22 protein-coding genes are annotated in these 26,614 nt (G+C 46.4%); 14 read left to right on the top strand and 8 right to left on the bottom strand.

Annotated elements, in window-relative coordinates:
• Positions 1–53: 53 nt before the first annotated feature.
• On the bottom strand, positions 54–974 hold the full coding sequence (locus HGO26_RS01000) for a DMT family transporter (RefSeq protein WP_131523197.1): 921 nt from the start codon (positions 972–974) through the stop codon (positions 54–56).
• 288 nt (positions 975–1,262) lie between these two features.
• On the opposite strand from HGO26_RS01000, the gene dnaK reads away from it, so the two are divergent.
• Together dnaK and dnaJ are read left to right on the top strand one after the other, a co-directional pair.
• Positions 1,263–3,182 (top strand): molecular chaperone DnaK, encoded by a 1,920-nt coding sequence (gene dnaK, locus HGO26_RS01005; protein ID WP_105251655.1) that lies wholly within the window; start codon positions 1,263–1,265, stop codon positions 3,180–3,182.
• 110 nt (positions 3,183–3,292) lie between these two features.
• Positions 3,293–4,429: a molecular chaperone DnaJ gene (gene dnaJ / locus HGO26_RS01010; protein WP_113941183.1), complete on the top strand. Its 1,137-nt coding sequence runs from the start codon at positions 3,293–3,295 to the stop codon at positions 4,427–4,429.
• A gap of 64 nt (positions 4,430–4,493) precedes the next feature.
• Here the strand turns inward: dnaJ and HGO26_RS01015 are convergent, their stop codons facing one another.
• Positions 4,494–4,643 (bottom strand): hypothetical protein, encoded by a 150-nt coding sequence (locus HGO26_RS01015; RefSeq protein WP_168822731.1) that lies wholly within the window; start codon positions 4,641–4,643, stop codon positions 4,494–4,496.
• 295 nt (positions 4,644–4,938) lie between these two features.
• On the opposite strand from HGO26_RS01015, the gene HGO26_RS01020 reads away from it, so the two are divergent.
• Positions 4,939–5,883, top strand: coding sequence for a hypothetical protein (locus HGO26_RS01020; RefSeq protein WP_168822733.1), 945 nt, complete (start codon positions 4,939–4,941; stop codon positions 5,881–5,883).
• A 2-nt stretch (positions 5,884–5,885) separates the two neighbouring features.
• The gene (locus HGO26_RS01025) at positions 5,886–6,473 is read left to right on the top strand and encodes a hypothetical protein (protein ID WP_211085779.1); all 588 of its coding nucleotides are present in this window, start codon (positions 5,886–5,888) and stop codon (positions 6,471–6,473) included.
• Positions 6,474–6,594: 121 nt separating this feature from the next.
• Here the strand turns inward: HGO26_RS01025 and HGO26_RS01030 are convergent, their stop codons facing one another.
• Positions 6,595–6,867: a DNA polymerase III subunit epsilon gene (locus tag HGO26_RS01030; protein ID WP_168822735.1), complete on the bottom strand. Its 273-nt coding sequence runs from the start codon at positions 6,865–6,867 to the stop codon at positions 6,595–6,597.
• A gap of 573 nt (positions 6,868–7,440) precedes the next feature.
• Between HGO26_RS01030 and HGO26_RS01035 the strand changes: the two genes are divergently transcribed.
• The 8 genes from HGO26_RS01035 (at position 7,441) to HGO26_RS01070 (ending at position 17,607) form a co-directional block, all read left to right on the top strand.
• Positions 7,441–8,772, top strand: a complete 1,332-nt coding sequence (locus HGO26_RS01035; RefSeq protein WP_168822737.1) for a DEAD/DEAH box helicase — start codon at positions 7,441–7,443, stop codon at positions 8,770–8,772.
• A 137-nt stretch (positions 8,773–8,909) separates the two neighbouring features.
• Positions 8,910–9,494: a GNAT family N-acetyltransferase gene (locus tag HGO26_RS01040; protein WP_168822739.1), complete on the top strand. Its 585-nt coding sequence runs from the start codon at positions 8,910–8,912 to the stop codon at positions 9,492–9,494.
• Positions 9,495–9,643: 149 nt separating this feature from the next.
• Complete coding sequence (locus tag HGO26_RS01045; protein WP_168822741.1) at positions 9,644–10,453, top strand: M48 family metallopeptidase; 810 nt, start codon at positions 9,644–9,646, stop codon at positions 10,451–10,453.
• A gap of 219 nt (positions 10,454–10,672) precedes the next feature.
• Complete coding sequence (bamJ, locus tag HGO26_RS01050; RefSeq protein WP_006083907.1) at positions 10,673–11,290, top strand: BamJ family beta-barrel-assembly machinery protein; 618 nt, start codon at positions 10,673–10,675, stop codon at positions 11,288–11,290.
• Positions 11,291–11,361: 71 nt separating this feature from the next.
• The gene (gene dapB / locus HGO26_RS01055) at positions 11,362–12,174 is read left to right on the top strand and encodes a 4-hydroxy-tetrahydrodipicolinate reductase (protein WP_105251661.1); all 813 of its coding nucleotides are present in this window, start codon (positions 11,362–11,364) and stop codon (positions 12,172–12,174) included.
• Positions 12,175–12,342: 168 nt separating this feature from the next.
• Entirely contained in the window at positions 12,343–13,503 is a 1,161-nt protein-coding gene (carA, locus tag HGO26_RS01060; RefSeq protein ID WP_113941188.1) for a glutamine-hydrolyzing carbamoyl-phosphate synthase small subunit, read from the top strand.
• 27 nt (positions 13,504–13,530) lie between these two features.
• Entirely contained in the window at positions 13,531–16,755 is a 3,225-nt protein-coding gene (carB, locus tag HGO26_RS01065; protein WP_168822749.1) for a carbamoyl-phosphate synthase large subunit, read from the top strand.
• A 120-nt stretch (positions 16,756–16,875) separates the two neighbouring features.
• Positions 16,876–17,607, top strand: coding sequence for an RluA family pseudouridine synthase (locus HGO26_RS01070; RefSeq protein ID WP_168822750.1), 732 nt, complete (start codon positions 16,876–16,878; stop codon positions 17,605–17,607).
• A gap of 66 nt (positions 17,608–17,673) precedes the next feature.
• Here HGO26_RS01070 and HGO26_RS01075 read toward each other — a convergent pair whose 3' ends face one another.
• The 4 genes from HGO26_RS01075 to HGO26_RS01090 all read right to left on the bottom strand — a co-directional run bounded on the left by HGO26_RS01075 (position 17,674) and on the right by HGO26_RS01090 (position 22,118).
• Entirely contained in the window at positions 17,674–18,447 is a 774-nt protein-coding gene (locus tag HGO26_RS01075) for a substrate-binding periplasmic protein (protein WP_168822751.1), read from the bottom strand.
• 216 nt (positions 18,448–18,663) lie between these two features.
• Positions 18,664–19,752 carry a methyl-accepting chemotaxis protein gene (locus HGO26_RS01080; RefSeq protein ID WP_028761511.1) on the bottom strand — a complete coding sequence of 363 codons (1,089 nt, stop codon included), beginning with the start codon at positions 19,750–19,752 and terminating at the stop codon, positions 18,664–18,666.
• A 265-nt stretch (positions 19,753–20,017) separates the two neighbouring features.
• Positions 20,018–21,391: a magnesium transporter gene (gene mgtE, locus HGO26_RS01085; RefSeq protein WP_168822752.1), complete on the bottom strand. Its 1,374-nt coding sequence runs from the start codon at positions 21,389–21,391 to the stop codon at positions 20,018–20,020.
• Between the two features lie 19 nt (positions 21,392–21,410).
• Positions 21,411–22,118: a hypothetical protein gene (locus HGO26_RS01090; RefSeq protein WP_168822753.1), complete on the bottom strand. Its 708-nt coding sequence runs from the start codon at positions 22,116–22,118 to the stop codon at positions 21,411–21,413.
• A 753-nt stretch (positions 22,119–22,871) separates the two neighbouring features.
• Here HGO26_RS01090 and HGO26_RS01095 point away from each other — a divergent pair.
• Together HGO26_RS01095 and HGO26_RS01100 are read left to right on the top strand one after the other, a co-directional pair.
• Positions 22,872–24,077 (top strand): endonuclease/exonuclease/phosphatase family protein, encoded by a 1,206-nt coding sequence (locus HGO26_RS01095; RefSeq protein ID WP_168822754.1) that lies wholly within the window; start codon positions 22,872–22,874, stop codon positions 24,075–24,077.
• A 280-nt stretch (positions 24,078–24,357) separates the two neighbouring features.
• Entirely contained in the window at positions 24,358–25,548 is a 1,191-nt protein-coding gene (locus tag HGO26_RS01100; RefSeq protein ID WP_168822755.1) for a class I SAM-dependent rRNA methyltransferase, read from the top strand.
• A gap of 181 nt (positions 25,549–25,729) precedes the next feature.
• Here HGO26_RS01100 and rpiA read toward each other — a convergent pair whose 3' ends face one another.
• Complete coding sequence (rpiA, locus tag HGO26_RS01105; RefSeq protein WP_028761507.1) at positions 25,730–26,392, bottom strand: ribose-5-phosphate isomerase RpiA; 663 nt, start codon at positions 26,390–26,392, stop codon at positions 25,730–25,732.
• Between the last annotated feature and the right edge of the window lie 222 nt (positions 26,393–26,614).

A 26,614-nucleotide genomic window follows, 5' to 3' on the forward strand; every position in this document is an offset into this window, starting at 1 on the left:
TTTAATTGGCCCATTGCCATGAGCTAACATTATTTAAGGCTGTTACTCAACGATTATTCCGCTAGCTTTGTGCTTATCTTGTTTTTACGCTCTAAATAACGGGGCAGAAGTTGCTGTAACATCATCCCCGATAAAATAAAGGCTAGGCCGAGATAGGTCGCCATCGCAATCGTTTCCTGCAAAATCCACGCGATAAAACCAATCGACATCACAGGAGATAAAAACACCATAGTGCTGATATTCGCAGTGCGAGTGGCGGTTTTCAGCGCCATTAACCAGAGCACAAAGGTAATGCCCATCTCAAACAAGCCCACATACATACCTGCAAATATCGCCTTAAGACTAAAACTGGGCAGGGTATCTGTCAGCAATAAGGTGACGGCAATAAAAGGTAAGCCGATAAGAAAACTCAATAATAAACTGACCACGGGATCGCCTTGATCTTTAGTGTTGACGATCCAATATAGGCACCAGAGTAAGGTGCTGGTCAGCGCCAATCCGATACCGAGTGGGCTATCAAAACTAAAGCCGCTGATATCGCCGCCGGTGGCAATAATAAACACACCAGTGTAGGCAATCAGCGCGGCAGCAATATCGCTCTTACGCAAATGTTGCTTTAACAAAGGCGCGGCCAGTAACGGCAGTAATACCGCCCAAGTGTAATTAAGTGACAACGCTTGCTGCGCTGGCAGTAAGGAATACGCTTTAAATAGCACTACATAGTAAAGGAAGGGATTGATGAGTCCAGTCACCAGATAAAACATGGGGCGGCGTAAAAACTGTTGCTTGAGTAAGGAAAGCTTTTTTTGCCAAGCAAGGATTCCGGCAAGGGCAATAATCGAAGTGAGTACGGCAACAAACACCAGTTGCAGCGGTGTGTAGTAACTCAAGGCAATCTTAAAGGCAGTGGCCACTGTAGACCAGAGAAAGACCGCCGCCATGCCATACACGTACGCTAAATTCGAAGACTTCACTCTGCTACCTTACTAGGATAAACATCCGCCAAATGTGGGCAGATTGAATAACAGCTTTGGTTGATAAGCAAGACTATTTTATGTGATTGGATATTTTATCCCGCTGTAGATGCGAGAAAGATAAATCAGAAAATTTTTTTGTTCGCCCTTGTAATTAAATTCCCTGTCCCAATATAGGTATCAAGGCAGAGAAGGTGGCCAACGATGGACTTGATATTTAAACCGTCTAGCCCCATATCAAAACCAACTAAACAAATTTAGATTGAATGAAATTTTTCGGAGGACCTCATGGGTAAAATTATTGGTATCGACTTAGGCACAACAAACTCTTGTGTAGCTGTCCTCGATGGTGGCAAAGCACGTGTGCTAGAAAACGCTGAAGGCGATCGCACAACCCCGTCAATCATCGCTTATACAGATGATGAAACCATTGTCGGTTCGCCAGCAAAACGTCAAGCTGTGACTAACCCGACTAACACATTCTTCGCGATTAAGCGTTTGATTGGTCGTCGCTTTAAAGATGACGAAGTCCAACGTGACGTGAACATCATGCCATTCAAAATTATTGCAGCCGACAACGGTGATGCATGGGTTGAATCGCGTGGCAATAAGATGGCTCCACCACAAGTTTCTGCAGAAATCTTGAAAAAGATGAAGAAAACCGCAGAAGACTTTTTAGGTGAAGAAGTAACAGAAGCGGTTATTACTGTTCCTGCTTACTTTAACGATTCACAACGTCAAGCGACTAAAGATGCGGGTCGTATCGCAGGTCTTGATGTTAAACGTATTATCAACGAACCAACGGCTGCAGCATTAGCCTACGGTATCGATAAGAAACAAGGCGACAACATTGTTGCAGTATACGATTTAGGTGGTGGTACATTCGATATCTCTATCATCGAAATCGACAGCAACGATGGCGACCAAACATTTGAAGTGTTGGCAACCAACGGTGATACCCACTTAGGTGGTGAAGACTTTGACAACCGTTTGATCAACTACTTAGCTGACGAATTCAAGAAAGAGCAAGGCTTAGATCTGCGTAAAGATCCATTAGCAATGCAACGTCTGAAAGAAGCAGCAGAAAAAGCGAAAATTGAACTTTCAAGCACCAACCACACTGAAGTGAACCTGCCATACATCACGGCAGACGCAACAGGTCCTAAGCATTTAGTGATTAAAATCACTCGTGCTAAATTGGAATCACTGGTTGAAGACTTGATTATCCGTACATTAGAGCCACTAAAAGTTGCCTTGGCTGATGCAGATTTATCTGTAACAGACATCAACGAAGTGATTCTAGTGGGTGGTCAAACACGTATGCCTAAGGTTCAAGAAGCAGTGACAAACTTCTTCGGCAAAGAACCTCGTAAAGACGTGAACCCAGACGAAGCGGTAGCCGTAGGTGCTGCAATTCAAGCGGGCGTACTGTCAGGCGACGTGAAAGACGTATTACTGTTAGACGTAACACCACTGTCTCTGGGTATCGAAACCATGGGCAGCGTGATGACTAAGTTGATTGAAAAGAACACTACTATTCCTACTAAGGCGCAGCAAGTGTTCTCAACAGCCGATGACAACCAAAACGCAGTGACGATTCACGTACTGCAAGGTGAGCGTAAGCAAGCGAGCGCGAACAAGTCATTAGGCCAGTTCAACTTAGACGGTATTGAGCCAGCTCCACGTGGCCAGCCACAAATTGAAGTGATGTTCGACATCGATGCCGACGGTATTCTGCATGTGTCTGCGACAGACAAGAAAACCGGCAAGAAACAAAACATCACCATCAAAGCTTCTTCTGGCTTAAGCGAAGAAGAAGTGGCACAAATGGTACGTGATGCCGAAGCTCACGCAGATGAAGACAAGAAGTTTGAAGAGTTAGTGCAAGCACGCAACCAAGCTGACGGCTTAGTCCACGCGACTAAGAAACAAGTGGAAGAAGCGGGTGATGCATTGCCAAGCGAAGATAAAGAGAAAATCCAAGCTGCTATGGCCGCTGTTGACACTGCCAGCAAAGGCAATGATAAAGAAGCCATTGAAAAGGCAACTCAAAACTTGATCGAAGCATCTGCTAAGCTGATGGAAATCGCTCAAGCTAAGTCTCAAGCTCAAGGCGGCGACAATGCCGACGCGGGCAAACAGGCTAACGCTGCTGCCGATGACGTTGTCGATGCTGAATTCGAAGAAGTGAAAGACGACAAGAAATAATGACTTGTTTTCAATCAAATAGATTGATTTCAAAGCGTTAATTTCTAGGCGGGCGTTACGGGGCAACCCTAACGCCCGTTTGTTCAACACCAGCTGAGAAGCATGAGATTATGTCAAAGCGAGATTATTACGAAGTATTAGGTGTCAGTCGTGACACCAGCGAACGTGAAATTAAAAAGGCCTACAAACGTCTGGCCATGAAATTTCACCCAGATCGCAACCCAGGCGACAAAACCGCAGAAGCTAACTTTAAAGAAATTAAAGAAGCCTACGAGATCCTAACCGACGCCGACAAAAAAGCGGCCTATGACCAATTTGGTCATGCGGGTGTGGATCCTAATCGCGGTGGCGGTGGTTACGGTGGTGGTCAAGGCGATTTCGGTGATATTTTTGGTGATGTCTTTGGCGATATTTTCGGCGGTGGACGTCGTGGTGGCGGTCAACGCCAAGCGGCCCGCGGCTCAGATTTACGTTACAACCTAGAGTTATCACTGGAAGAAGCCGTTAAAGGCTTAACCAAAGAACTGCGTATCCCAACACTGGCGACTTGCGATCTATGTGAAGGCAGCGGCGCTAAAAAAGGCACCTCTGCAACCACTTGTGGCACCTGTCATGGTCAAGGCCAAGTCCAAATGCGCCAAGGTTTCTTTGCGGTGCAGCAGCCTTGTCCAACCTGTCATGGACGCGGCAAGATCATCAAAGATCCTTGCACTAAGTGTCATGGCGATGGCCGTGTTGAAAAGAGCAAAACCTTATCGGTTAAGATCCCAGCCGGCGTTGATACGGGCGACCGTATTCGTTTAGCGGGTGAAGGCGAAGCGGGTGAGTTTGGCGCGCCTCCAGGGGATTTATACGTTCAGGTTAGCGTGCGTGAGCATGCGATTTTCGTCCGTGATGGCAACAACCTTTACTGCGAAGTGCCGATATCCTTCAGTAAAGCGGCCCTAGGCGGTGAGATTGAAGTGCCAACACTCGATGGTAAAGTCAGCCTGAAGATCCCAGCCGAAACGCAAACGGGCCGTATGTTCCGTTTACGTGGCAAAGGCGTCAAGTCGGTTCGCAGCCATGCGGTAGGCGACTTGCTCTGCAAAGTGGTTATGGAAACCCCAGTTAACTTAAACGATCGTCAAAAAGAACTGTTACGCGAATTTGAAGCCACCTTAACAGGTGAGTCGAAAAAACACAGCCCAAAGGCTGAGGGCTTTTTCGATGGCGTGAAAAAGTTCTTTCAAGATCTGAATAGCTAACTTGGTTTCGCTGCTAATGATATTAGTAGCGCGCTAGATGAATAAAGCCCCGCAGTGTTTAGCACTAGCGGGGCTTTTTTATGTTCGATTGAATGCTCAGATTTTGAGGAGTAGTGCGCAGTAACTGATTAAGCACTGTCATTCCAGTGACTCGCCATGAACTCATCCCTGAGGGCTCGACGACGGCATCCATGCCGCCAACGGTCACTTCCATGACAGTGCTTAATTCTTGTTAAGTCCTGCGTATACCTGATAGTCCGTAAAATCGTCGATTTTCATTTGCCCTGCGGCAACTCCGAGGGGATGGTGTATTCCTTTGGATTTGGTGTTATTGGTAAATCATTAAGGCATAAAAGTTATGCCTGTCCGGTCTTTCTCGGTAAATTGTTTAGGCGTAAAAGTTATGTCTATCCAATTTTTCAATTTACATCAATTCATTAACAATCAATCTTGATAGCATGTACTTCCTAGTGTAAATTATCATCAATAATGATATTAGAGCTAAGTAAATGATATTACAGGAATACCAAAGATTTGCATTAGAGTGCACATTTGTTGTGGGCAAGATACCTGATGATGCGCCAGTTTTTACTTTAGAAAGGTTTTTACCAAAACTAAAAAAACTCGTCGATGAAAACCAAGCTATTCATAAGACAAAAAATGATTCAATCACGCTTAGGTTGAGCAAGCTCGATATTTGCGATGCTAAAATCACAATGTTGTTTAAGTATGCAGATAAAAATGCAACTGATCCGTCATTCACTCATACTGAGACAGGTAAAACAAGAACTGTACAGAAGGAAGATGGTGAAGGTGTTTCAGTTTCAGCGCATTTAGTCTTGTTAAGAGTTCCAAATGGAAAATTACTCAATACTTATCATGACGCTATTCTCGAAGAAGTACCTGGGTTGAGTCGAAGTGTCATTGAAGCTGGGCTAACTCATATGCTAAGTGTTTGTGCTACAGAGCATTTTGAACGAGATGATAATAAAAAGCAGCTTCAGTGTCGCCCTAAAATATCTCTTACCTTTGACGGTAATGATACCTTAGATGAACTACTTAAAACTGGTACAATAACTGGATTTGTCGCAGTTAAGACTAAGGCCCACAATAAGTTGGATGAAAAAGCAGAACTTGTAATTTCAGACGAAAGAATTGTTTTAAAAGTTAAGCGTTCTAAGGGGCAGGAGGCTATGAGATTGATTCAATTAGCGAAAAATTATGCTTCTGATAATGAGTACTCGAGACTGCAAATTCGTTATCAAAGTAATAACAAGCGAAATAAAATTCTTGAAGTTGGTTCTAGAGAACAAGATATAGCTGAAAAAATGTTCGCAAAATCAACAATCATATATGTAGGTGATAAAGTGGAGCAATGCCAAGAAGAGATTCATGTTGAACTAGAAGGGAAGTTGGTCAAAATTCTTCAAGACAATGTTAAAGAACGAAACTGATTATGCTTGATAAACTATTCAAGCCTTTGGGGTATATAGGCATTAAGCACTCAGAAAAGCGTTGGTATGACATATTCATTCCAGCGATTCTTGCTGTGCTTATTGGTACCATCATTTTTACTTTACCAAAGCCAATTGCATTGATCGGTAAAGATAGTCTTATCAGTTTGGTGAATGGGATTTTACAGATATTATCAGGTTTTTACATAGCATCGATGGCCGCTGTTGCTACCTTTCAGAAGGAAGGGATGGATAAGGTTATGGATGGCATACCGCCTACATTGAATGGAAAAGTATTAACGAGAAGAAACTTTTTGACATATCTTTTCGGTTATTTAGCATTCATGAGTATATTGATGTACTTCGTAGGGGGCTTCATACAACTATCTGCCTCAAGTATTTCATTTTGGATGATTGAAGTTCATCGGTTTTTCAAATTTTGTTTAGTTATTTTATATCTCTTTGTTGTGTGTAATATCTTAACGACTACAGCCTTGGGTATGCATTTTTTAATAGATAAAATTCATCGTTCAGAATCTAAATTTATAGACGAGTCTGCTGAAAAATCAAGTCAAGATAATGGTGATTAGTTTAATAAAAACATTGGCTTAACACTATTTTTTTTGGTTTTTATAATTATTTGATTGGATAAATTGGGTCAGAACAAGATAAATGTGAAACTTACTCTGACCTACATTTATTTTTTGTGGATTACTCTTCAGTAAATGCGGCTTCTACTTTCTCTAACTCTTGCTCGGTTTTAAGCTGAAACGCTTGCTGCTTTTTAAGCTTGGCTTCTTCTTCAAGTGCCGCTTCTCTTTGTTTAAATTCGTGTCTCTCTGGTTTAGTCAGAAACTTAAACGCGAGCTTGTTGCCTAGCACGTAGGCGACCACGTCTTCACCTTTTGTGCGGCGTTCATCGACGCGTTGTGAAAAACGGGCGTTATCGCGGGCTTTACGTTCTTCGGCATTTAACTTACTCATAATCTTTTCTCCTCATTTAGTTAATCACGGTAGTGTTCCACTACGTTCAGTTAAACAAATGAGTTGTGTTGCACATTCATAAAGCTGATTGGGCGGGATTCTACCATAAGCGCTCACGAAAGCTGTGGGATTAAAATCTACCATCCCATCACCTGCGTTAACTTTGCGCACATAAGAAAGATGCGGCTGGAGTCTCTTTTAAATACACCACGAACACCGAAACGACCGGAATACATCTATTTCTGCGAACTGGCCGTTAGACATGGACCTTGTCGGCAAGGGAGATCCAAGAGGGGATTACAGTTGAGCCCTCTTGGTCGACTCTTGATTTAACATCAGGGGGTGAAGCCTCACGACTTTGATGTCGATTTTGATTTGATATTCGGTTTAGAAATTCAAACGAAGTTTAAAACTTAGGCTTTCTTAGCGGCGTAACGCAAATGCCGTAGCAGTATTGTTGCAAACCGTACCGTTGCAAACAGTACCAAGGCTTGCGTAAAAGCCGAAACAACATTGGTATTCACCGCCAACTCTCAGTAAACTTTCGCTCCCATGTTTTGATCCGGTGTTGTGATGACCTTTCCCGAGCTTTCTTCTTCCCCTGAGTCGTTAACTTTTGCTGAGCTTGGCTTAAATTCTGCGTTACTTAAGGCCTTGCCTGCAACACTGGCGCATCCGACAAAGGTGCAGCAATTGGCGATTCCGGCCATTCTTGCGGGACGGGATTTGTTAGCCTTAGCACAAACCGGTAGCGGGAAAACCTTAGCCTTTGGTTTGCCACTCCAACAACAAATTTTGTTGCAACAGCAAACACAGTTGCAGGGTGCTAAGTCTGTGCCGCCTCCAAATGCACTGGCGTTAGTGCTGGTACCAACACGGGAATTAGCGCTGCAAGTGACTGAGGCGCTGCAAACAGTGGCGAGTCAGTTATCGACTTCGTTGAACATTCAGCTTCTGTGTGGTGGAGTCGCGCTGGAAGACCAATTAGCCGAACTTGCAGCCAAGCCGCAGGTATTAGTGGCAACCCCTGGGCGTTTACTGGATTTATGTAAACAGTCCCACGTCAGCCTCGATTCGATAAAACATCTTGTGCTGGATGAGGCTGACCGTCTGTTGGAAATGGGGTTTTGGCCCGATGTGCAAAAGCTGATGGCGTTTATGCCTAAGCTTAAGCAAACCTTGTTATTTTCCGCCACGTTGCCCGAGGCTTTGGATACATTAGCGGGCAAGTTACTGGTGAATAAGCCGCTACGGGTCGAAGCTCACAAGGTGAATTCAGTGGCTGGTGAAATCGAAGAACAGCTCTATTTAGTCAACAAGGGCAGCAAAGCACAGGCATTAATTGCTCTGTTAAAACAGTATCAATGGCCGCAGGTGTTGGTGTTTATCAGCGCCCGTGATGATGCCGATGCCGTCGCTAAACGACTCGCCAAAGCGGGGATGAAAGTTGCCGCGCTGCACGGTGAAAAAGAGCAAACCGTTCGTAGCCAAACCTTGGCCGACTTTAAAGCCAATCGGATCCAAGTATTAGTGGCGACAGATTTGATGGCGCGCGGCATTCATGTTGATGCCTTGCCTGTCGTCATCAATTTGGATTTGCCCATGAGTGCGCCTGTGTACGTGCACCGCATTGGCCGCACCGCGCGCGCTGGCGAAAAAGGGCTGGCGATTTCCCTCGTGTGCCACGGTGAAATGGCAACTTTAACGGCGATCCGCAGTTTAACTGCGCGGGAGTTACCGCTGGCATTATTGGCTGACTTTCCTGTAACGGATAAGCCGAGTGAAAAAATCACTGATGGCGCCACTGAGGGAAAAGTTGAGCGTAAGCGACCACCACGGGATAAGCAGGCGAATCGCCGTAGCATCAATAAGCACAGCGCTAAAGAGTTTAAAGGTAAGCGCTGAGTTTGAAGCTATTCATAGCGTTCAAGCTTGGCGTCCCTCAATCACTAAACTGATAACAGAATAAAGCGCATTGGCCGCTGTTATCACTTTCGCTCTGGGTGTAACTTAGTGACTTATTTACATTAAGGAACTAAGTCATGGGATCGACATTGGCGTTAAGCAAAGCACTTCATAAAGTGGTGAATAACGGTTTAACGACCGAGCACTTTGTACTTAGGCCATTCCAGCGAGCGGATCTTGAGGCTTTTACCGCCTATCGAGCCGACCCTAAGGTCGCTAAATATCAAAGCTGGACGGATTACAGCTATAGCGATGCACTCACGTTGTTCGAGAAGATGGATTATGCACAATTTGGTGCGGTTGATACTTGGTTTCAGCTTGCAATTGTCACTGTCACGTCGGGAATTACACCAACCCAATTAGTTGGCGATCTGGCGCTGCACTTTATTGATGAGCAGCAGGTGGAAATTGGCTTTACGATTGCGCCTGAACATCAAGGTAAACATGTTGCTTTTGAGGCCGTCAGCGCATTGCTGGATTACCTCTTTATTGAATTGCATAAGCATAGAGTTATTGCCATCACCGATGCACAAAATCTTGCCTGCTGTCGCTTACTCGAAAAACTCCGCTTTAGGTGCGAAGCCCATTATGTGAAAAACATCTTCTTTAAAGGCGCGTGGGGCGATGAGTTCCTTTATGCCTTGTTAAAGGAGGAGTATTAATTCCCTTTAGGTGCAAAGTATCGCTAACGCGCGCCGCCAGTGTTTCTCTATTTGGCTTATCTTGTCTATCTCAGTAAAATCTTTCCATTAGTTGAGCCCCTGTTGGCTCAAAGATCTTCACGCCCGTCATGGGATTTAAGGAGTGCCACATGAAATCAATGCGTTTAGGCTTAGTGGGGATGGCGGTCGTGCTCGGATTATCGGCCTGTGCGACCACGCAATCGCCAACGGGGCGAGGGCAGACCTTGTTGTATTCAGCGGCGCAAATGCAGCAGATGGGCGATTCCTCCTTCGAGGAAATGAAAAAACAGCAAAAAGTGAGTAGTGATAAAAAGCTGACACAATACGTCAATTGTGTCGCTAATCGTATTACCGCAGTGCTGCCGGACCAAACCCAGCGCTGGGATGTGGTTTTGTTTGACTCTGAACAAGTTAACGCTTTTGCTCTGCCGGGTGGGCATATTGGGGTTTATACCGGATTGCTTAAGGTCGCTAAGGGACCTGATCAGCTTGCTACTGTGCTCGGTCACGAAGTCGCGCATGTGTTGGCGCAACATGGTAACGAGCAGGTTTCCCGTGGACAGTTAACGGGCGTTGGGATGCAAATAGCCGATGCGGCGCTCGGGGCGAGTGGTGTGTCAAATCGCGACTTATATATGTCGGCATTGGGACTCGGTGCTCAGGTAGGGGTTATTCTGCCTTTTGGTCGCGCCCAAGAGAGCGAAGCCGATATTATGGGCGTAGAGCTAATGGCTCGAGCGGGTTTCAATCCGGCTCAGAGTGTTGAGTTATGGCAGAATATGTCGAAGGTGGGCGGTAGCCAAGGGCCGGAGTTATTATCGACCCATCCATCGAACAGTAATCGCATTGCTCAGCTACAACAATTGCAAGCACAGATGCAGCCACTTTATGCCAGTGCTAAAGCGCAGGTGAAGAATCAATGTGTGGCGCCGAAATAAGCTGAAGTCTATTTAAGATCTAAGTGCCCGTTTGGTGAGTGTTCGCTGTCGTTTGTGGAGAGATATGTGTCCTTAACCTATTTATGCTTTTGGATAAATACGCAATAAGTGTGTAAAAAAGCCTCCTTAGTTAAATAAGCAGTCAGTTTATCAGCATAGCTCGCTGAACTATGGTAAACTGGCGCGCAAAATTCCACTGATAATTGAGAGTCGTTAATTATGTCTGATAAATTCAGTACTGTTGAACAGCAAGCAAGCTACGGTGTAGGCCGTCAAATGGGTGAGCAACTGGCCGCCAATTCTTTTGATGGTGTGGATATTCCAGCCGTTCAAGCGGGTTTAGCCGATGCGTTTGCCGGTTTAGAAAGTGCTGTGTCTATGCAAGATCTGCAAGTTGCTTTCACTGAAATTAGCGGTCGTATTCAAGCTGCTCAAGAGCAAGCTGCTGCTGCTGCGTCTGCTGAAGGCGATGCCTTCTTAGCTGAAAATGCTAAGCGTGATGGCGTGACTGTGACTGACTCTGGTCTGCAGTTCGAAGTATTAGTCCAAGGTGACGGTGCTACTCCAACTTACGAAGATACTGTTCGTACTCACTACCATGGTTCTTTCATCAATGGTGATGTGTTCGACAGCTCTGTAGTTCGTGGTCAACCTGCTGAGTTCCCAGTTTCTGGCGTTATCGCTGGCTGGACTGAAGCACTGCAACTGATGCCAGTAGGCACTAAGTTGAAATTATTTGTGCCACATCACTTAGCTTACGGTGAGCGCGGCGCGGGGGCATCGATTCCTCCTTATTCAACTTTGGTATTCGAAGTTGAATTATTAGATATCATCTAATATTGAAAAAACGCCTAAGCCTGTCTTAGGCGTTTTCTTATGGAATACAAAGAAAGATTGAGGAGATTGAAATGAGTGGACAAGTGAGAGTGGCAATCGTCGGTGCCGGTGGTCGTATGGGACGCACTCTTATTGAAGCGGCCTACAATCACGACCATATTTTACTGGGTGCCGCCATTGAGCGTGCAGGCTCAAGTTTAGTGGGTGTGGATGCGGGTGAGTTAGCTGGTGTGGGTAAATTAAACGTCATGATCATGGATTCGCTCGATTATGCGACCGATGATTTTGATGTGTTGATCGATTTCACCGCGCCAGACGCCAGTATTGTCCATTTAGATTGGTGCGTTCGCCATAAGAAAGCCATGGTGATTGGCACAACGGGTTTCAATCATGCTCAAAAAGAACAGATCAATGCCTTTGCGGAGCAAACGCCGGTCGTGATGGCACCGAATATGTCTGTGGGTGTCAATTTGATGTGGAAATTACTCGAACTGGCTGCCGAAGTCATGGGTGATTACACGGATATCGAAATTATCGAAGGCCACCACAGACACAAAAAAGATGCGCCGTCGGGCACAGCCCTGAAAATGGGTGAAGTGATTGCTAAGACCTTAGGTCGCGATCTTGAAAAATGTGCCGTATATGGCCGCGAAGGGATCACGGGTGAACGTGACCGTGAAACTATCGGTTTTGCGACTATTCGTGCCGGTGATTTAGTTGGTGAACATACGGCCATGTTTGCCGATATCGGTGAGCGTTTAGAGATCACCCATAAAGCTTCGAGTCGTATGACCTTTGCTAATGGTGCTATGCGTGCCGCTCACTGGCTCGTGGAGCAAAAGCCGGGCTTGTATGATATGCAGCAGGTTTTAGGTTTGCATTAATATTAAAAACGCCGATATGGCGTTTTTTTTTGCACCCAGTTACCAGTGGGTGGACGGTTTCGCGTTTTTACTGTAAACTCGCTGGAATTTGTCAAAATTTCGTAAATTAGCGGAAATTGGTATCTTAACATAACATAAAAACATTATATTTCAGTGGCTTGGCTCTTTATGGAGGTCGCGTTGACAAAGTCTGCCTTACTCGTACTCGAAGATGGAACTGTATTCTCTGGCACAGCAATTGGTGCCGATGGTCTCTCTGTTGGTGAAGTTGTTTTTAACACTTCCATGACAGGATACCAAGAAATTTTAACTGATCCATCCTACTCACGCCAGATTGTAACATTAACCTACCCACACATAGGCAACACTGGTACCAATGATGAAGATATTGAATCCGATGGGGTTCACGCTTGTGGTCTTATCATTCGTGATCTTCCGCTCATCGCAAGTAGTTTCCGTAATCAACAAAGCTTAAGTGATTATCTCAAAGCGAACAATGTCGTTGGCATAGCAGATATCGATACCCGCAAGTTAACTCGTATTCTCCGTGAAAAAGGTGCTCAAGCCGGTTGTATTATGGCAGGTGCAGACTTAGACGAAGCAAAAGCGCTCGCCGCTGCCAAAGCTTTCCCCGGTTTAAAAGGCATGGATCTCGCTAAAGAAGTCACGACCAAAACTGCCTATCCATGGCGTAAAGGTAGCTGGCGTTTAGTGGGCGGCTTACCAGAAGATACGCCAGCAAATGAGCTTAAATACAAAGTAGTAGCCTACGACTACGGCGTTAAGCAAAACATTCTGCGCATGTTAGTGGACCGCGGTTGTGACGTCACCGTAGTGCCTGCTAAAACTTCAGCTGCCGAAGTGTTAGCGATGAATCCCGATGGTGTGTTCCTTTCGAACGGCCCTGGCGATCCAGAGCCATGCGATTACGCGATTGAAGCGATTCAACAAATTCTGAAAACCGATACGCCGATTTTCGGTATTTGTTTAGGTCATCAGCTACTCGCGCTGGCCTCAGGTGCAAAAACCTTGAAGATGAAGTTTGGTCACCACGGTGCAAACCACCCAGTGAGCAATATCGAGAAAGGTAACGTGATGATCACCAGCCAAAACCACGGTTTTGCTGCCGATGAAACGACCTTACCTGCCAACATTAAGGTGACGCATAAGTCGCTGTTTGATGGTTCACTCCAAGGTATCCATCTGACGGACAAGCCCGCGTTCAGCTTCCAAGGTCACCCTGAAGCGAGCCCTGGCCCGAACGATGCCGCCCCGCTGTTCGATCACTTTATCGAGCTAATCGACATATACCGTCAGAACGCCAAGTAGTACGCTAGCTAGGAGAAGAGAGAAGCAATGCCAAAACGTACAGATATAAAGAGTATTCTTATCCTAGGCGCCGGCCCAATCGTGATTGGTCAGGCATGTGAATTTGACTATTCTGGCGCACAAGCGTGTAAAGCGCTGCGTGAAGAAGGCTACCGTGTCATTCTGGTGAACTCTAACCCTGCCACCATTATGACTGATCCAGAAATGGCCGATGCCACTTATATCGAGCCGATTCACTGGGAAGTGGTCCGTAACATTATTGCTAAAGAACGCCCAGATGCGATTCTGCCAACCATGGGCGGCCAAACCGCACTGAACTGCGCATTAGAACTTGAAGCCAAAGGCGTACTGAAAGAATTTAACGTCGAGATGATTGGCGCGACTGCCGATGCTATCGATAAAGCTGAAGACCGTAGCCGCTTTGATAAAGCGATGAAAAGTATTGGTCTTGACTGTCCACGCGCGGGCATTGCCCACAATATGGAAGAAGCTTACGGCGTGCTCGATCAAGTGGGTTTCCCTTGCATTATCCGCCCATCCTTTACTATGGGGGGCTCAGGCGGCGGTATCGCTTACAACAGGGAAGAGTTCGAAGAGATCTGTTCACAGGGCTTAGAGTTATCGCCAACGAGTGAACTGCTGATCGACGAATCACTGATCGGTTGGAAAGAATACGAGATGGAAGTGGTCCGTGACCGCAACGATAACTGCATTATCGTCTGCGCCATCGAAAACTTCGATCCTATGGGCGTGCACACGGGCGACTCTATTACAGTTGCACCCGCGCAAACCCTGACTGATAAAGAATACCAAATCATGCGTAACGCCTCTATGGCCGTACTGCGTGAGATTGGTGTTGAGACCGGCGGTTCGAACGTACAGTTTGGTATCAACCCGAAAGATGGCCGTATGGTTATCATCGAGATGAACCCACGTGTATCGCGCTCTTCAGCATTAGCATCAAAAGCAACGGGTTTCCCGATTGCTAAAATCGCTGCTAAGTTAGCGGTTGGTTTCACCCTTGATGAGCTGATGAACGACATTACTGGCGGTCGTACGCCAGCGTCATTCGAGCCTGCTATCGATTACGTTGTGACTAAAGTGCCACGCTTTAACTTTGAAAAGTTTGCCGGCGCGAATGATCGCTTAACCACACAGATGAAGTCTGTGGGTGAAGTGATGGCGATTGGGCGTACTTTCCAAGAGTCACTGCAAAAAGCCTTACGTGGTTTAGAGGTTAGCCGTAACGGTCTAGATCCTGTCACAGATATGTCTAAACCTGAGGCTATGTCGCGTATTCGCCACGAGCTGAAAGAGCCTGGTTGCGACCGTATTTGGTACATAGCCGATGCGATGCGTGCGGGGCTGAGCTTAGATGAAATCTTTAAACTGACCAATATCGACCCTTGGTTCCTCGTGCAAATCGAAGAGCTGGTTCAGCTCGAAGGTGTTGTTGCTGAAGCGGGTCTGGCGGGTCTGGATATCGACTTACTGCGTAAGCTGAAACGTAAAGGTTTTGCCGATGCGCGTCTGGCCGATGTATTAGGCGTGAACGAAGCCGAAGTGCGTAAGCTGCGTGATAAGTTCGACCTGCACCCAGTCTATAAGCGTGTGGATACCTGTGCGGCCGAGTTTGCGACAGACACGGCTTACATGTACTCAACGTATGAAGAAGAATGTGAAGCTAACCCATCGACCCGTGACAAAATCATGGTGTTAGGTGGCGGGCCAAACCGTATCGGTCAAGGTATTGAGTTCGATTATTGCTGTGTGCACGCGGCGTTAGCGCTACGTGAAGACGGCTATGAAACCATCATGGTGAACTGTAACCCTGAAACCGTTTCAACCGACTACGACACTTCAGACCGTCTGTACTTCGAACCCGTCACACTGGAAGACGTATTAGAAATAGTCCGTATCGAGAAGCCAAAGGGCGTTATCGTGCAGTACGGTGGTCAAACGCCATTGAAATTGGCCCGTGCCTTAGAAGCTGCTGGCGTACCTGTAATTGGTACTAGCCCAGATGCCATCGACCGCGCCGAAGACCGTGAGCGTTTCCAGCAAGCGATTCAACGCTTAGAGATGAAACAGCCTGAAAATGATACCGTGACTACGGTTGAAGGTGCTGTGATTGCCGCTGAGCGTATCGGTTATCCGCTAGTTGTGCGTCCATCCTATGTACTGGGCGGCCGCGCGATGGAAATCGTTTACGACAAGCAAGATTTGCTGCGTTACTTCAACGAAGCCGTGAGCGTATCTAACGCGTCGCCTGTACTGCTCGATCGCTTCTTAGATGATGCGATTGAAGTGGATATCGACGCAGTATGTGACGGTGAAATCGTGGTGATTGGCGCGATTATGGAGCATATCGAACAAGCGGGGGTTCACTCAGGTGACTCAGGTTGTTCACTACCGCCCTACACGCTAAGCCAAGAAATCCAAGATCGCATGCGCGTTCAAGTCGGCAAGTTGGCGATGGAACTCGGTGTTGTCGGTCTGATGAACGTACAGTTCGCCGTGAAAGATAACGAAATCTATATGATTGAAGTTAACCCACGTGCTGCCCGTACTGTGCCATTCGTGTCCAAAGCGACCGGTGTGCCTTTAGCTAAGATCGCCGCGCGTGTGATGGCGGGTCAAAGCTTAACGTCGCAAAACTTCACTAAAGAAGTGATCCCACCTTTCTACTCAGTGAAAGAAGTGGTGTTGCCATTTAATAAGTTCCCGGGTGTTGACCCACTGTTAGGCCCTGAAATGCGCTCTACTGGTGAAGTGATGGGTGTGGGTGACACCTTCGCCGAAGCCTATGCTAAGGCGCAGTTAGGTGCGACTTCTGAGGTGCCTAAGTCGGGCCGTGCATTATTGTCTGTGCGTAACAGCGATAAGAAACGCGTTGCCGATTTAGCGGCTAAGTTAATTGAGCTCGGTTACCAAATCGATGCGACTCATGGTACTGCGGTTATCCTAGGCGAAGCGGGTATCAACCCACGTTTAGTGAACAAGGTACACGAAGGACGTCCACACATTCTCGATCGCATCAAGAATGGTGAATACACTTATATCGTGAACACTACCGAAGGTCGCCAAGCGATTGAAGATTCTCGTCAATTGCGCCGCGGTGCACTGCGTTACAAAGTTAACTACACGACGACCATGAATGCTGCATTCGCCACTTGTATGGCCCATGCCGCCGATGACCGTACTAACGTGACTTCAGTACAAGAATTGCATCTGCGCGTACTGGCTAAATAAGCCACAGGGTTAATGCCGTTAATTAGAGGGCCGCATAACTTAGGTTATGCGGCCTTATTATTTCGTCCATTTTGAGCGCTTCGTTCATTTTATCTTCTACTTAGATTGCCTGAGAAAACTATGTCTGCGCCAGCCGATAGCCTTGCCAAAGTCGATACTTTTATTGCGCCGCCTTGCCTCGGGCAAATACGTGTGCTTTATCAAGATAACGATATTCTACTGATTGATAAGCCAAGCGGATTATTGAGTTTGTCGGGGAAGAATCCGCTGAATCTCGACTCGGTGCATTATCGTTTAGTGCAGGATTTTCCGACGGCCACTTTGCTGCACAGACTCGATTTTGGCACTTCCGGTATCATGCTGGTGGCGCTGAATAAAAGCGTGAATGGTTTGCTGACAAAACAGTTTCAGGCGCGCACGGTTGAAAAGCGTTATACCGCCTTGCTGCACGGGCATTTAGCCGCTGACAGCGGGGTGATTAATCTGCCGATCGCTAAAGATGTTGAGCATTTCCCACTGCAGAAGATCTGCCATAGCACAGGCAAAGTTGCGATCAGTGAATATCAGGTGCTGGAACGATTAACCGAACCTTTCGCCACGCGGGTCGAATTTACCCCTGTTTCTGGTCGCACTCATCAACTGCGGATCCACAGTCAGCAATTGGGTCACTCAATACTGGGGTGCGATCTCTACGGCGGCGTGGGTGAGTGCGTGACTGATAAGGCTGATGCAGATGAAGCTGATATCACTAATACGACGAGCAACAGATTAATGCTGCATGCGACCCGCTTAGCGTTTAATCATCCTATCACGGGTGAGCGTATCGACTGGGTTTGTGAGTGTCCTTTTTAAGCGCTTTTAAAAGAGCAATAGAGTTTAGCTCTCAGCATTCAGCACTTAGAATTTAGATCAATGGGTTTAGTTGCTAAACCCGATACGTTCGGTTTGCATGGGCGGCGCATCGTTGGGGAGCCAAGTACGGTAAATCGTTGCGAAGGTGCCATCTGCTTTTATCGCTTCTAGGCTGTTTTTCCACAGTTCGATCACATCATTGGGCGTGCCTTGTGAGAAGGCAATGTAAAGATGATTAGCACTAATCGTGAAGAGCGACTCTACATCATCAATGCTCGCGCCTGCATCCGACAGAATACTCGGCGCGGTGAGATTGGCATTACACCAAAGATCGACACGTTGCTTCATCAATTGTTTTGCACTCAATAAGGGCTCGGATGAGGCCGCAACATTCGTAAATCCCAGTTCGAGCAATAGGCGTTCTTCCACCGAGGCACGATAGACACCAATTGCCTTAGCCGTCTTTGCATCATTTATAGTGGTTATTTTTATACCGCTATTTTTTAAGGCATAAAAATTAGTCGTGCCGACAGCAACAGGCCCAATCATAGTAAACATTTGCTCCCTTTCTGCTGTGCGCGTCATAGTAAACAACACAGTATTAGGTTGCTCGGTCAGCATTTTCCAGCCGCGAGCCCAAGGTACGACCTTGATTGGATCTGGGTTGTTTATGCGCTTTTGAATTTCTTGTACTACCTGTACAGCTAAACCATCGGGTTTGCCATCGACAGAAAAGCTGATTGGTGACCATTCTTCGGTATAGATGTTGAGCGGCTGTGCGCGAAGAGAAACTGCGCTGCTAAGGGTGAGTGATAACAATAAACTTGTGACTAATTTCATTAATAACCCTAAAAATTAGAATGTTATAATTGAGTCTCACTGCTTGCTCTTGAAACGATTAAAGATGAAGGCTGTGCTCAAATCAAGTATAGCTAGGGGTTCATTTTCTAAGATTAAATTTACTATACCGTTTTGAACGATAGAAAAAGAGCGCGAGTATGGCGCTCTTAGGTAGGCTTATTTATGGGTGATAGCTTATCTTTCTGTGCCTATATATCACGCTCGATATACATCTCGCATAAGGTTATCAATGCAATGCACAACACGCATACTGGCGTCTTCCATTGAGTGTAGTTGTTTGACCATCTCAGGCAAATTACCTTTTTGTCTCGCATTGAGCGCTGCTTTTCCTGCCTCGTGTACCGCTTTATGTGGTGCATCTAATGCTTTGAAGTTACTTAAATGCTGATAATTCTCGGCACCAAATCCTTTGAAATACCATTGCCCTAGGCGGCACTCAGTGTGTGAGTTCACATTGTGGTTATGCTGTGGTTTCTCAATTAATTGATAAACGCTACTTTTCCAGACTGCGTGGTCGAGCTTAGTGGTATTCAAGAATGACGCTGTGGCTGCGTTATGGATAACGTGCTGCATTTGTTTTGAGCGTTGCAGGACATCTTCAACGACTTGACCAATTTGGGTTGAGGAGGTGGCTACATCAACGGCACTGCTTTGATTGTTATGAACAATTTCTTTAATCTCAGCTGCTTGCGCGACGATTTGTTTCACGAGCTTTTCAATATGGCTACTGGCTTCATGGGCTTTGCTCGCAAGCTGGCGCACTTCATCGGCCACCACGGCAAACCCTCGTCCTGCTTCGCCTGCACGGGCGGCTTCAATGGCGGCGTTCAATGCCAGCAAGTTTGTTTGTTCTGAAATTCCTTGAATTGCCGCAACAAATTGATTGATTGAAGAGGTCGTAGCATCGAGTTCTGTGACAGCTTTCATGCTGTTCGATGCTTGATCATTAATATAAGTTGCTCTAGTGCCTAAATTGGCAATGGCCACACGGGTTTGATCAAAAACGTGATTGAGTTCAGACAGTGATTCTTTTTCCGCAGAGAGCAATTCGGCACTGCTGGCTAAGCCTTCGCGCACGGCATTAAGCATATCTCCGCCTAGGTTTTGGCAGGCGATCACTTCAGTGTAGTGATCTGCATTTTGGCGCGACTGTTGCTGCATAGTCTCATTTTCACGGATCATGCCACGCAGTTCATCTATTTCATTTTGGTGTTGGCGTTCTAGTTGGATGAGTCGCTCTTTAAGCGCCTGATTTTCAGCTTTGAGCTGGGAATTAAACCACATATAAAACCTCTCAAGTCGCTAGGACTATCACTATTGCTTATTGACTTACTGTGACTGGGCTCAGCGGTAAATACTGCAATGTTAATAAAAAGTAAAACGATTCAGGTATGGAAATATTAACTGATCTTTAAGCTTTATTCTTAATTTTTTTAAGGTTATTGAAGCTTTTATGCGTTGTCATAAATGGGTTAGTACTATCGAATGATAAGTGAACCACGCTAAGGTTAACTTAGCTTGGTTCACTTTGAGGTCTTAGGTCTTAGGCCTATGGCATAGGTAAGTCGAGCACCACAGTGGCTATGCTGAAATACACGAGTACACCTATGATATCGGCGATGGAGGTGATGAGTGGCGCACTAGCGGCTGCAGGGTCCATCTTTAACTTGCTCAGTAAGAAAGGCAGAGACATACCAATCAAGCTGCCAATAATCACCACAATTTGCATTGTGAGTGCCACAACCAGCGCGATTTCAGGTCCGCCGCGCCAAAATCCTAGCAAGGACACTGCCGCTGCCATGCTGGCTCCTAATAATCCGGCGACAAATAACTCGCGCCCTAGCATAGATAACCAATCTTTGAGAACCACTTCCCCTGTGGCTAAGCCGCGTACCATTAAGGTCGACGATTGTGAGCCCGCATTGCCGCCGCTATCGATCAGCAGAGGTAGGAAGAAGACTAAAGAGACATAACTGGCAATGATGTCTTCGAAGAAGGCGATCCCCGCTCCCGAGAAAATATTACCAAAAACCAAGATTACCAGCCAAACCACGCGCTTACGGTAAAGTAAGCCTATGCTGGCAGTCTTGAGGTTATGGTCAATATTGCCGATGGCCGCGGTTTTTGTGAACTCAAGATCCGCCTGTGAGCTGGCGATATCCATAGCATCATCATAGGTGACGATACCGACGAGCTGGCCTTTGCCATTGACTACTGGCAGCGCCATTAAGTCGTAATGGGCGATCATCTGCACCGCTTCTTCGCGAAAGGCATTGGCATCAAGCGCGACGGGATCGGGTTTCATAAAGTCGACCACTCGCTCGTGTGGCTGCGCCAGCAATAACTGCCTTAAAGATACAGTTCCTATTAAGCGGCCTAACATATCCACCACATAGGTTTGATAAATCGTTTCTTTATCTGCCGCTTCAGTACGAAGAGTATCAATGGCTTCTGCCGCAGTATGGCGGCTATTCAGTAATGTGTAATCCGAGGTCATGACCGCGCCGACTTTAGCTTTATCATAGGCGGCGAGGGTGCGCATATCTTCCCGTTTGGCCAATGCTAGCGCAGGTAAAATCGCCGCTTGCTGGGTTTCATCGAGCAGATTATAGAGGTCGGCACGTTCATCTGCTGCCATGTGAACCAGCAGCGCAGAAAGCGTGGTTTTATCTAATTGCTGTACTAAGCTGGCTTGCAATTCATCGGTCAGATAGCGAAACAAATTGGCGCAAACCTTAGGTGAGGCCAGTTGCAATAATAGGACTTGTTGAGCTTGATTAAAGATGTTAAATACGGCTGCAATATCGGCAGGGTGGCGTTTTTCGGCTAATTCAGCCATGGCGCTGGCACTGCGTTGCTCGATAATCATTTGCAGGTTATGGATGATTTTTTTAGTGTTGTTTGTGCTGTTATTCATGTTCATAGTTCATTCTCTCAACGATCTAGTGACCAAAGTAAAAGGTGATGTCTGCGCCAAGTTGCAGCGCGTTGCCACGAAGGGCATTGCCTAAGCTCAATTCCAGCTGTAGCTGTTGTTGTGGTGTGTGTTGATAGGCGAACTGATAGGCAGTCTCGCTCAATTCTTTTTGATAAATCTCGGCTATCACGCGATGGTGACTACTGAGTTCATACGCCGCCGCGATACCCACAAGCAATTGGGTTGATTGATTAAACTCATGGGTAAAACCTAAATTGGCATAGAGACTGACATCAGAATCGTCCAAGGTTTTACCAAAAATGCCGAAGACTTCGGTGGCTAATTCGTTACTGGCATCGAGGTTTTTCTGCAAGTTAATCACCAGTGCGCTGTGCCAATCATCCTGTTGCTGCTCTGAATCTGAGTGGGAGTTTACGTTGAGCGGTAGCTTAATGCCGACTTCTGCTTGCTCCTCACGAATATCGTCATTGGCATTGGACGCTAATCCTAAATGCCATTCCCATTGATTGCGGCTGCAAGTCGTGGCCGCGTTTAATTGTGGGCGAGCATGATCCGACCTAGATTGTTGCCAGCCCATTTCTAATTCACAGCGATCCGCGAGGGCGGGATCATCTACTTCGAGATGGGATGCCGCTGCACTCATGCTGTAGTACAAGCTGATACTTGCACAGGATAAAGATCGCAAAATTGATGTGTTGTTTATGTAAGCCATATTTAGGCTCCTCAGATGTAAACCCATAGATGTAAATCCATAGGGAAAACGAAGTCCACTGAGGCAAAAAACTTGCTTTGAGATGCAATAAATACACATAACTGAACCCCAGCAAAATGCTGGAATTGCTAAAGCGCAGCCATAGGCTCAGGCTTATTGTCTGTGATTGATATTTTGGGGGAGGCTGAGTGAAGAATGGTTCACACTACTACCCTGCTTAGCAGGTAGCAGCAAATATTGCGGGCTAGTGCTAGGCGTTAAATCCTGTCTTTTGGACAGGGCATCTACTGTCGCTTATGTGTGTGCCCACAGTGGGTCTCCGCAATGATTAAAGTCGCCACATTCTAAGGGACTGAAATGTAAAGTCAACCGCACATGTTATTACATATGTTTTTGTTTGAATTTACACTTTAAGTAAAAGTTAATTTTATGATCATTCTTGGGCGTGCGTGATTTTGTTGGGAGTGCTGATGGTTTTGCGCACCATTCATTGTTATTTGATTGTTTGTTTTTTGGCTGGTGGTGGTTGATTTTTGTTGTCGGATTTAACTGTGATATTGAATTGTGGTTTTTAACGGTATGACTTATCTCAGTAAGCTGTATTTGAGTCGCCAGAGATGAGTTAGCACTTTATCCATAATGGGGATTTGGCATTAGTGCACTTCGGGTATACCCTTGTCGTGCCTGCGGTGAGTCATTGTGCTCACTCAGATTAAGATAGTTTGCTGTATTCAGATTTGGGGGGATTAAGCTGTGGCACACAATATCGATGAGTTGGAATCAATGGCTGCACCTATCGATCATAAGTGCACCGCGAATATCAAGATCGCCAGTATCAATCTGTTTAACTTTATTGAGCCGCCTTTGGCTTACTATGATTTTGAAAATATCTATAGCCATGGGCAATGGCAGAAAAAGTGTCAGTGGTTGAGTGAGTTTCTCGCACATCGTCAGCCCGATATTGTGGGATTTCAAGAAGTGTTTAGCCCTGAACCGCTCAAACGAATCGCCAGTGAGCAAGGTCTAGGGTATTTTGCGGTCGTTGATGAGCCAACTCTTATCAGTGATTACATTTATCGCAGCCCTGTGGTCGCGCTTGCCTCCCGGTATCCCATAGTGGAAATCAGCAGTGTCGAACCTGATGCGCGTTTAGTGGCAGCCATGGGATTATCGAGTGAATTTGCCTTTAGCCGTAAGGTGCTGCGCGCAACCGTTGAAGTGCCACACATCGGCAAGTGTGACTATTATGTGGTGCACTTTAAGTCAAAACGCGCCGGATTAGCGCTCGAGCCTAAGCTATTTGAACATCAGTCCCTTGAACATCAACCTCTCGAACATCAGCCACTTGGGTTAGATAACTTGGCTCCCGCAGCGAGCATGAAACTGCATTCAGAAACCCAACTACTCACGGAGCAAGCCTTAGGCCGCTGGGCATCCACCATGCAGCGCGGCGCGGAAGCTGCGTTATTATTCAATGGCATATTGGTACGCAGGCAAGAGTCTAAACATCCCGTTATCGTGATGGGGGACTTTAATGACAGTCTGACAATGGGCGCCTTAGATGCGTTAACGATACAGGGCGAGAGTATCCACAGTAATGATATTAAAGCCGCGGGCCTTGGGCATTTATCGGATGCTGCGTTAGCGGCGGTGTTTGCTCAGTATCAACTTAAGGATGCCTATGAGTTATTTATTGAAGCGAACTTGAGGGACAGTTTGACGGGCAATACCGCTTACCATAGGGAACACAGAGCGGCGACCCATTACTATGGCCCTAAAGGTTCAGTGCTGGATTATATTTTGCTTTCGAGTGAGTTTGATGCGGGCCATGGCCGCAGTTTAGCGCAAGTCGTAGATTATCAGACCTGCGATAGACACTTAGTTAGACCTGAATATGAACGCGACGCCTACAGTACTGACCATGCGCCCGTCATTGTTGAGTTAGCGCTACGTAGCTAAGTTCTCGTGTTTACTGATTAATTCGTCTTATTTCAAATCATGTCAGTTGTCTTTACGGTTTTGTTAGCGTTGTTTTATTAACCATTCCTACATCATTTCGCATGAATATCATTCAGAATTAACCGTTAAAATAAGGTATGATCGGCCACCCGTGGATGATGGTAAATAAGCGCTTCGGCGTGTTCGGTACTCGCACTTAGGTGGCATTGGGTATATCATCCGTTTCCCATTTTTAGACAGCAGCCCTTTTTTAGTGGCGGCCCTATTTTTAAAGGCAACTATGGCTATCAGAATCAAACTTAAACCCGGCCGCGAGAAGTCACTCGAGCGTCGCCATCCTTGGGTATTTTCCAATGCTATTCATAACATTAAGGGAAAACCTGAAGCGGGTGAGACAGTCGATGTGGTCGCGCATGATGGTCATTGGTTAGGTCGTGGTGCTTGGTCGCCTGAGTCGCAAATTCAAGTGCGGATTTGGACTTTCGATCGCGAAGAAGAAATTGATCGCGCGTTTTTTGCCAGACGTTTACAGCGGGCGCAAATCGGCCGTAACGATCTAATCCGCGAGCAAGGCTTAACGGGTTACCGTTTAGTGGCTGCTGAGTCCGATGGTTTACCTGGGATCACCATCGACAGATATGCCAATGTGTTGGTGTGCCAGTTACTGAGCACAGGTGCTGATTTATGGCGCGATACCTTAGTCGAGCTATTAGCTGAGCAATATCCTGATTGCGCTATTTATGAGCGTTCCGATGTGGATTCCCGTAAGAAAGAAGGCCTGCTGCCTGTTACCGGTTTACTGCACGGCACTCTGCCTGAAATGCCGGTGATTATCGAAGAAAACGGCATCAAGATCGCCGTCGATGTGATTAAAGGCCATAAGACAGGTTTCTATCTCGATCAGCGTGATAACCGCGCCATTGCCGCCCGTTTTGTCAAAGATAAATCGGTATTGAACTGTTTTTGCTACACGGGGACTTTTGGTCTGTACGCTGCGAAAGCAGGTGCTGCCAGTATTGAAAACGTCGATGTGTCTTCTCTAGCCTTGGGGACAGCGCGCCTCAATATGCAAGTGAACGGTTTGAGTGATGACAATGTGCATTACAACGAAGCCGATGTGTTCAAGTTGTTGCGCCAGTACCGTGATGAAGGCAAAACCTTTGATGTGATTGTGCTCGACCCGCCTAAGTTTGCCGATAACAAGGCACAGTTAAACGGGGCTTGCCGTGGTTATAAAGACATCAATATGATTGCATTGCAGTTGTTGAATCCGGGCGGCGTGTTATTGACCTTCTCTTGCTCAGGATTAATGCCTGCGGATCTGTTCCAAAAAATCGTGGCCGATGCCGCGCTCGATGCGAAACGTGAAATCCAGTTTATTGAACGCTTAAGCCAAGCGAGCGATCACCCTATCGGTAGCGCCTTCCCTGAAGGATTCTACTTAAAAGGTCTAGTCGCCAGAGCTTGGTAAGCCAAGCGTTTGATATAAGCTGTCTGCGATGGGCTGCTGAGTCAGATAACATTGAATCCTAAAAAGAACCATAAAAAATGCCAGCCCTTTGAATAAAGTGGCTGGCATTTTTACAGCGTATTTTGACAGTGTTTTTTACATCTGCAGCCGTGTGACTGGGATGTGAGTGTTAACGCTTAACTTATTTGGCGGTAAAGGTTTTTACGCCATCAGGGGTGCCAACGAGTAACACATCCGCACCGCGTTTGGCAAACAGACCGTTAGTCACTACACCGACTATCTCATTGATCTGACTTTCTAATTCTTTTGGATTAAGGATCTTAAGATTGTACACATCGAGGATCACGTTGCCGTTATCGGTAACAACGCCTTCACGGTACACAGGATCGCCGCCAAGTTTAACGAGTTGACGCGCCACATAAGAGCGTGCCATCGGAATGACTTCTACGGGTAGTGGAAATTCGCCTAGTATGTCGACTTGCTTAGTGTTATCCACGATACAGATAAACTTCTCAGCCACAGCCGCTACAATTTTCTCGCGAGTTAATGCCGCGCCGCCACCTTTAATCATATCCATGCGGTCGTTGATTTCATCGGCACCGTCCACATAGACAGATAAACGATCGACGCTGTTTAAGTCATAAACGGGAATACCCAGCGCTTTCATTTTCTGAGTTGATGCCTCAGAGCTAGAGACTGCGCCTTCGATATCGGCTTTCATGGTCGCCAGTGCATCGATAAAGTGATTCACAGTCGAACCCGTACCAACACCAACAATGCTGTCTTTTTCAACGTACTTAAGTGCGGCCCAACCGGCAGCTTTTTTCATTTCATCTTGAGTCATGTTGACATCCTGTAACGGCAAATGAGTAAAAAATTCTGGGCTTAGTATACTCTTTTCCGATAAATAATGTGGCGCAATTCCACCGTGGGTGTGATCTAGATTGCTGGCATTTTCACATTAGCAAGCAGTCCCAATAACGTAAGTAACTTAAGCAGTTAAGTTGGAAAGCATTTCGCTATACGCAACTAATCTAACTAAGCTACTATGGCAAAAGCAGAATGG

This window comes from Shewanella oncorhynchi, from assembly GCF_012584455.1.
GTDB classification, from domain to species: domain Bacteria; phylum Pseudomonadota; class Gammaproteobacteria; order Enterobacterales; family Shewanellaceae; genus Shewanella; species Shewanella oncorhynchi.

What these genes read in the sequence shown, in the direction of transcription:
- bamJ (WP_006083907.1), top strand. Translation starts at nt 10,673, where the DNA reads ATGTCTGATAAATTCAGTACTGTTGAACAGCAAGCAAGCTACGGTGTA.
- HGO26_RS01025 (WP_211085779.1), top strand. Translation starts at nt 5,886, where the DNA reads ATGCTTGATAAACTATTCAAGCCTTTGGGGTATATAGGCATTAAGCAC.
- HGO26_RS01015 (WP_168822731.1), bottom strand. Translation starts at nt 4,643, where the DNA reads ATGGAAGTGACCGTTGGCGGCATGGATGCCGTCGTCGAGCCCTCAGGG.
- HGO26_RS01100 (WP_168822755.1), top strand. Translation starts at nt 24,358, where the DNA reads ATGGCTATCAGAATCAAACTTAAACCCGGCCGCGAGAAGTCACTCGAG.
- rpiA (WP_028761507.1), bottom strand. Translation starts at nt 26,392, where the DNA reads ATGACTCAAGATGAAATGAAAAAAGCTGCCGGTTGGGCCGCACTTAAG.
- HGO26_RS01020 (WP_168822733.1), top strand. Translation starts at nt 4,939, where the DNA reads ATGATATTACAGGAATACCAAAGATTTGCATTAGAGTGCACATTTGTT.
- carA (WP_113941188.1), top strand. Translation starts at nt 12,343, where the DNA reads ATGGAGGTCGCGTTGACAAAGTCTGCCTTACTCGTACTCGAAGATGGA.
- HGO26_RS01030 (WP_168822735.1), bottom strand. Translation starts at nt 6,867, where the DNA reads ATGAGTAAGTTAAATGCCGAAGAACGTAAAGCCCGCGATAACGCCCGT.
- mgtE (WP_168822752.1), bottom strand. Translation starts at nt 21,391, where the DNA reads ATGAACATGAATAACAGCACAAACAACACTAAAAAAATCATCCATAAC.
- dnaK (WP_105251655.1), top strand. Translation starts at nt 1,263, where the DNA reads ATGGGTAAAATTATTGGTATCGACTTAGGCACAACAAACTCTTGTGTA.
- HGO26_RS01040 (WP_168822739.1), top strand. Translation starts at nt 8,910, where the DNA reads ATGGGATCGACATTGGCGTTAAGCAAAGCACTTCATAAAGTGGTGAAT.
- carB (WP_168822749.1), top strand. Translation starts at nt 13,531, where the DNA reads ATGCCAAAACGTACAGATATAAAGAGTATTCTTATCCTAGGCGCCGGC.
- dnaJ (WP_113941183.1), top strand. Translation starts at nt 3,293, where the DNA reads ATGTCAAAGCGAGATTATTACGAAGTATTAGGTGTCAGTCGTGACACC.
- dapB (WP_105251661.1), top strand. Translation starts at nt 11,362, where the DNA reads ATGAGTGGACAAGTGAGAGTGGCAATCGTCGGTGCCGGTGGTCGTATG.
- HGO26_RS01070 (WP_168822750.1), top strand. Translation starts at nt 16,876, where the DNA reads ATGTCTGCGCCAGCCGATAGCCTTGCCAAAGTCGATACTTTTATTGCG.
- HGO26_RS01035 (WP_168822737.1), top strand. Translation starts at nt 7,441, where the DNA reads ATGACCTTTCCCGAGCTTTCTTCTTCCCCTGAGTCGTTAACTTTTGCT.
- HGO26_RS01045 (WP_168822741.1), top strand. Translation starts at nt 9,644, where the DNA reads ATGAAATCAATGCGTTTAGGCTTAGTGGGGATGGCGGTCGTGCTCGGA.
- HGO26_RS01090 (WP_168822753.1), bottom strand. Translation starts at nt 22,118, where the DNA reads ATGGCTTACATAAACAACACATCAATTTTGCGATCTTTATCCTGTGCA.
- HGO26_RS01080 (WP_028761511.1), bottom strand. Translation starts at nt 19,752, where the DNA reads ATGTGGTTTAATTCCCAGCTCAAAGCTGAAAATCAGGCGCTTAAAGAG.
- HGO26_RS01075 (WP_168822751.1), bottom strand. Translation starts at nt 18,447, where the DNA reads ATGAAATTAGTCACAAGTTTATTGTTATCACTCACCCTTAGCAGCGCA.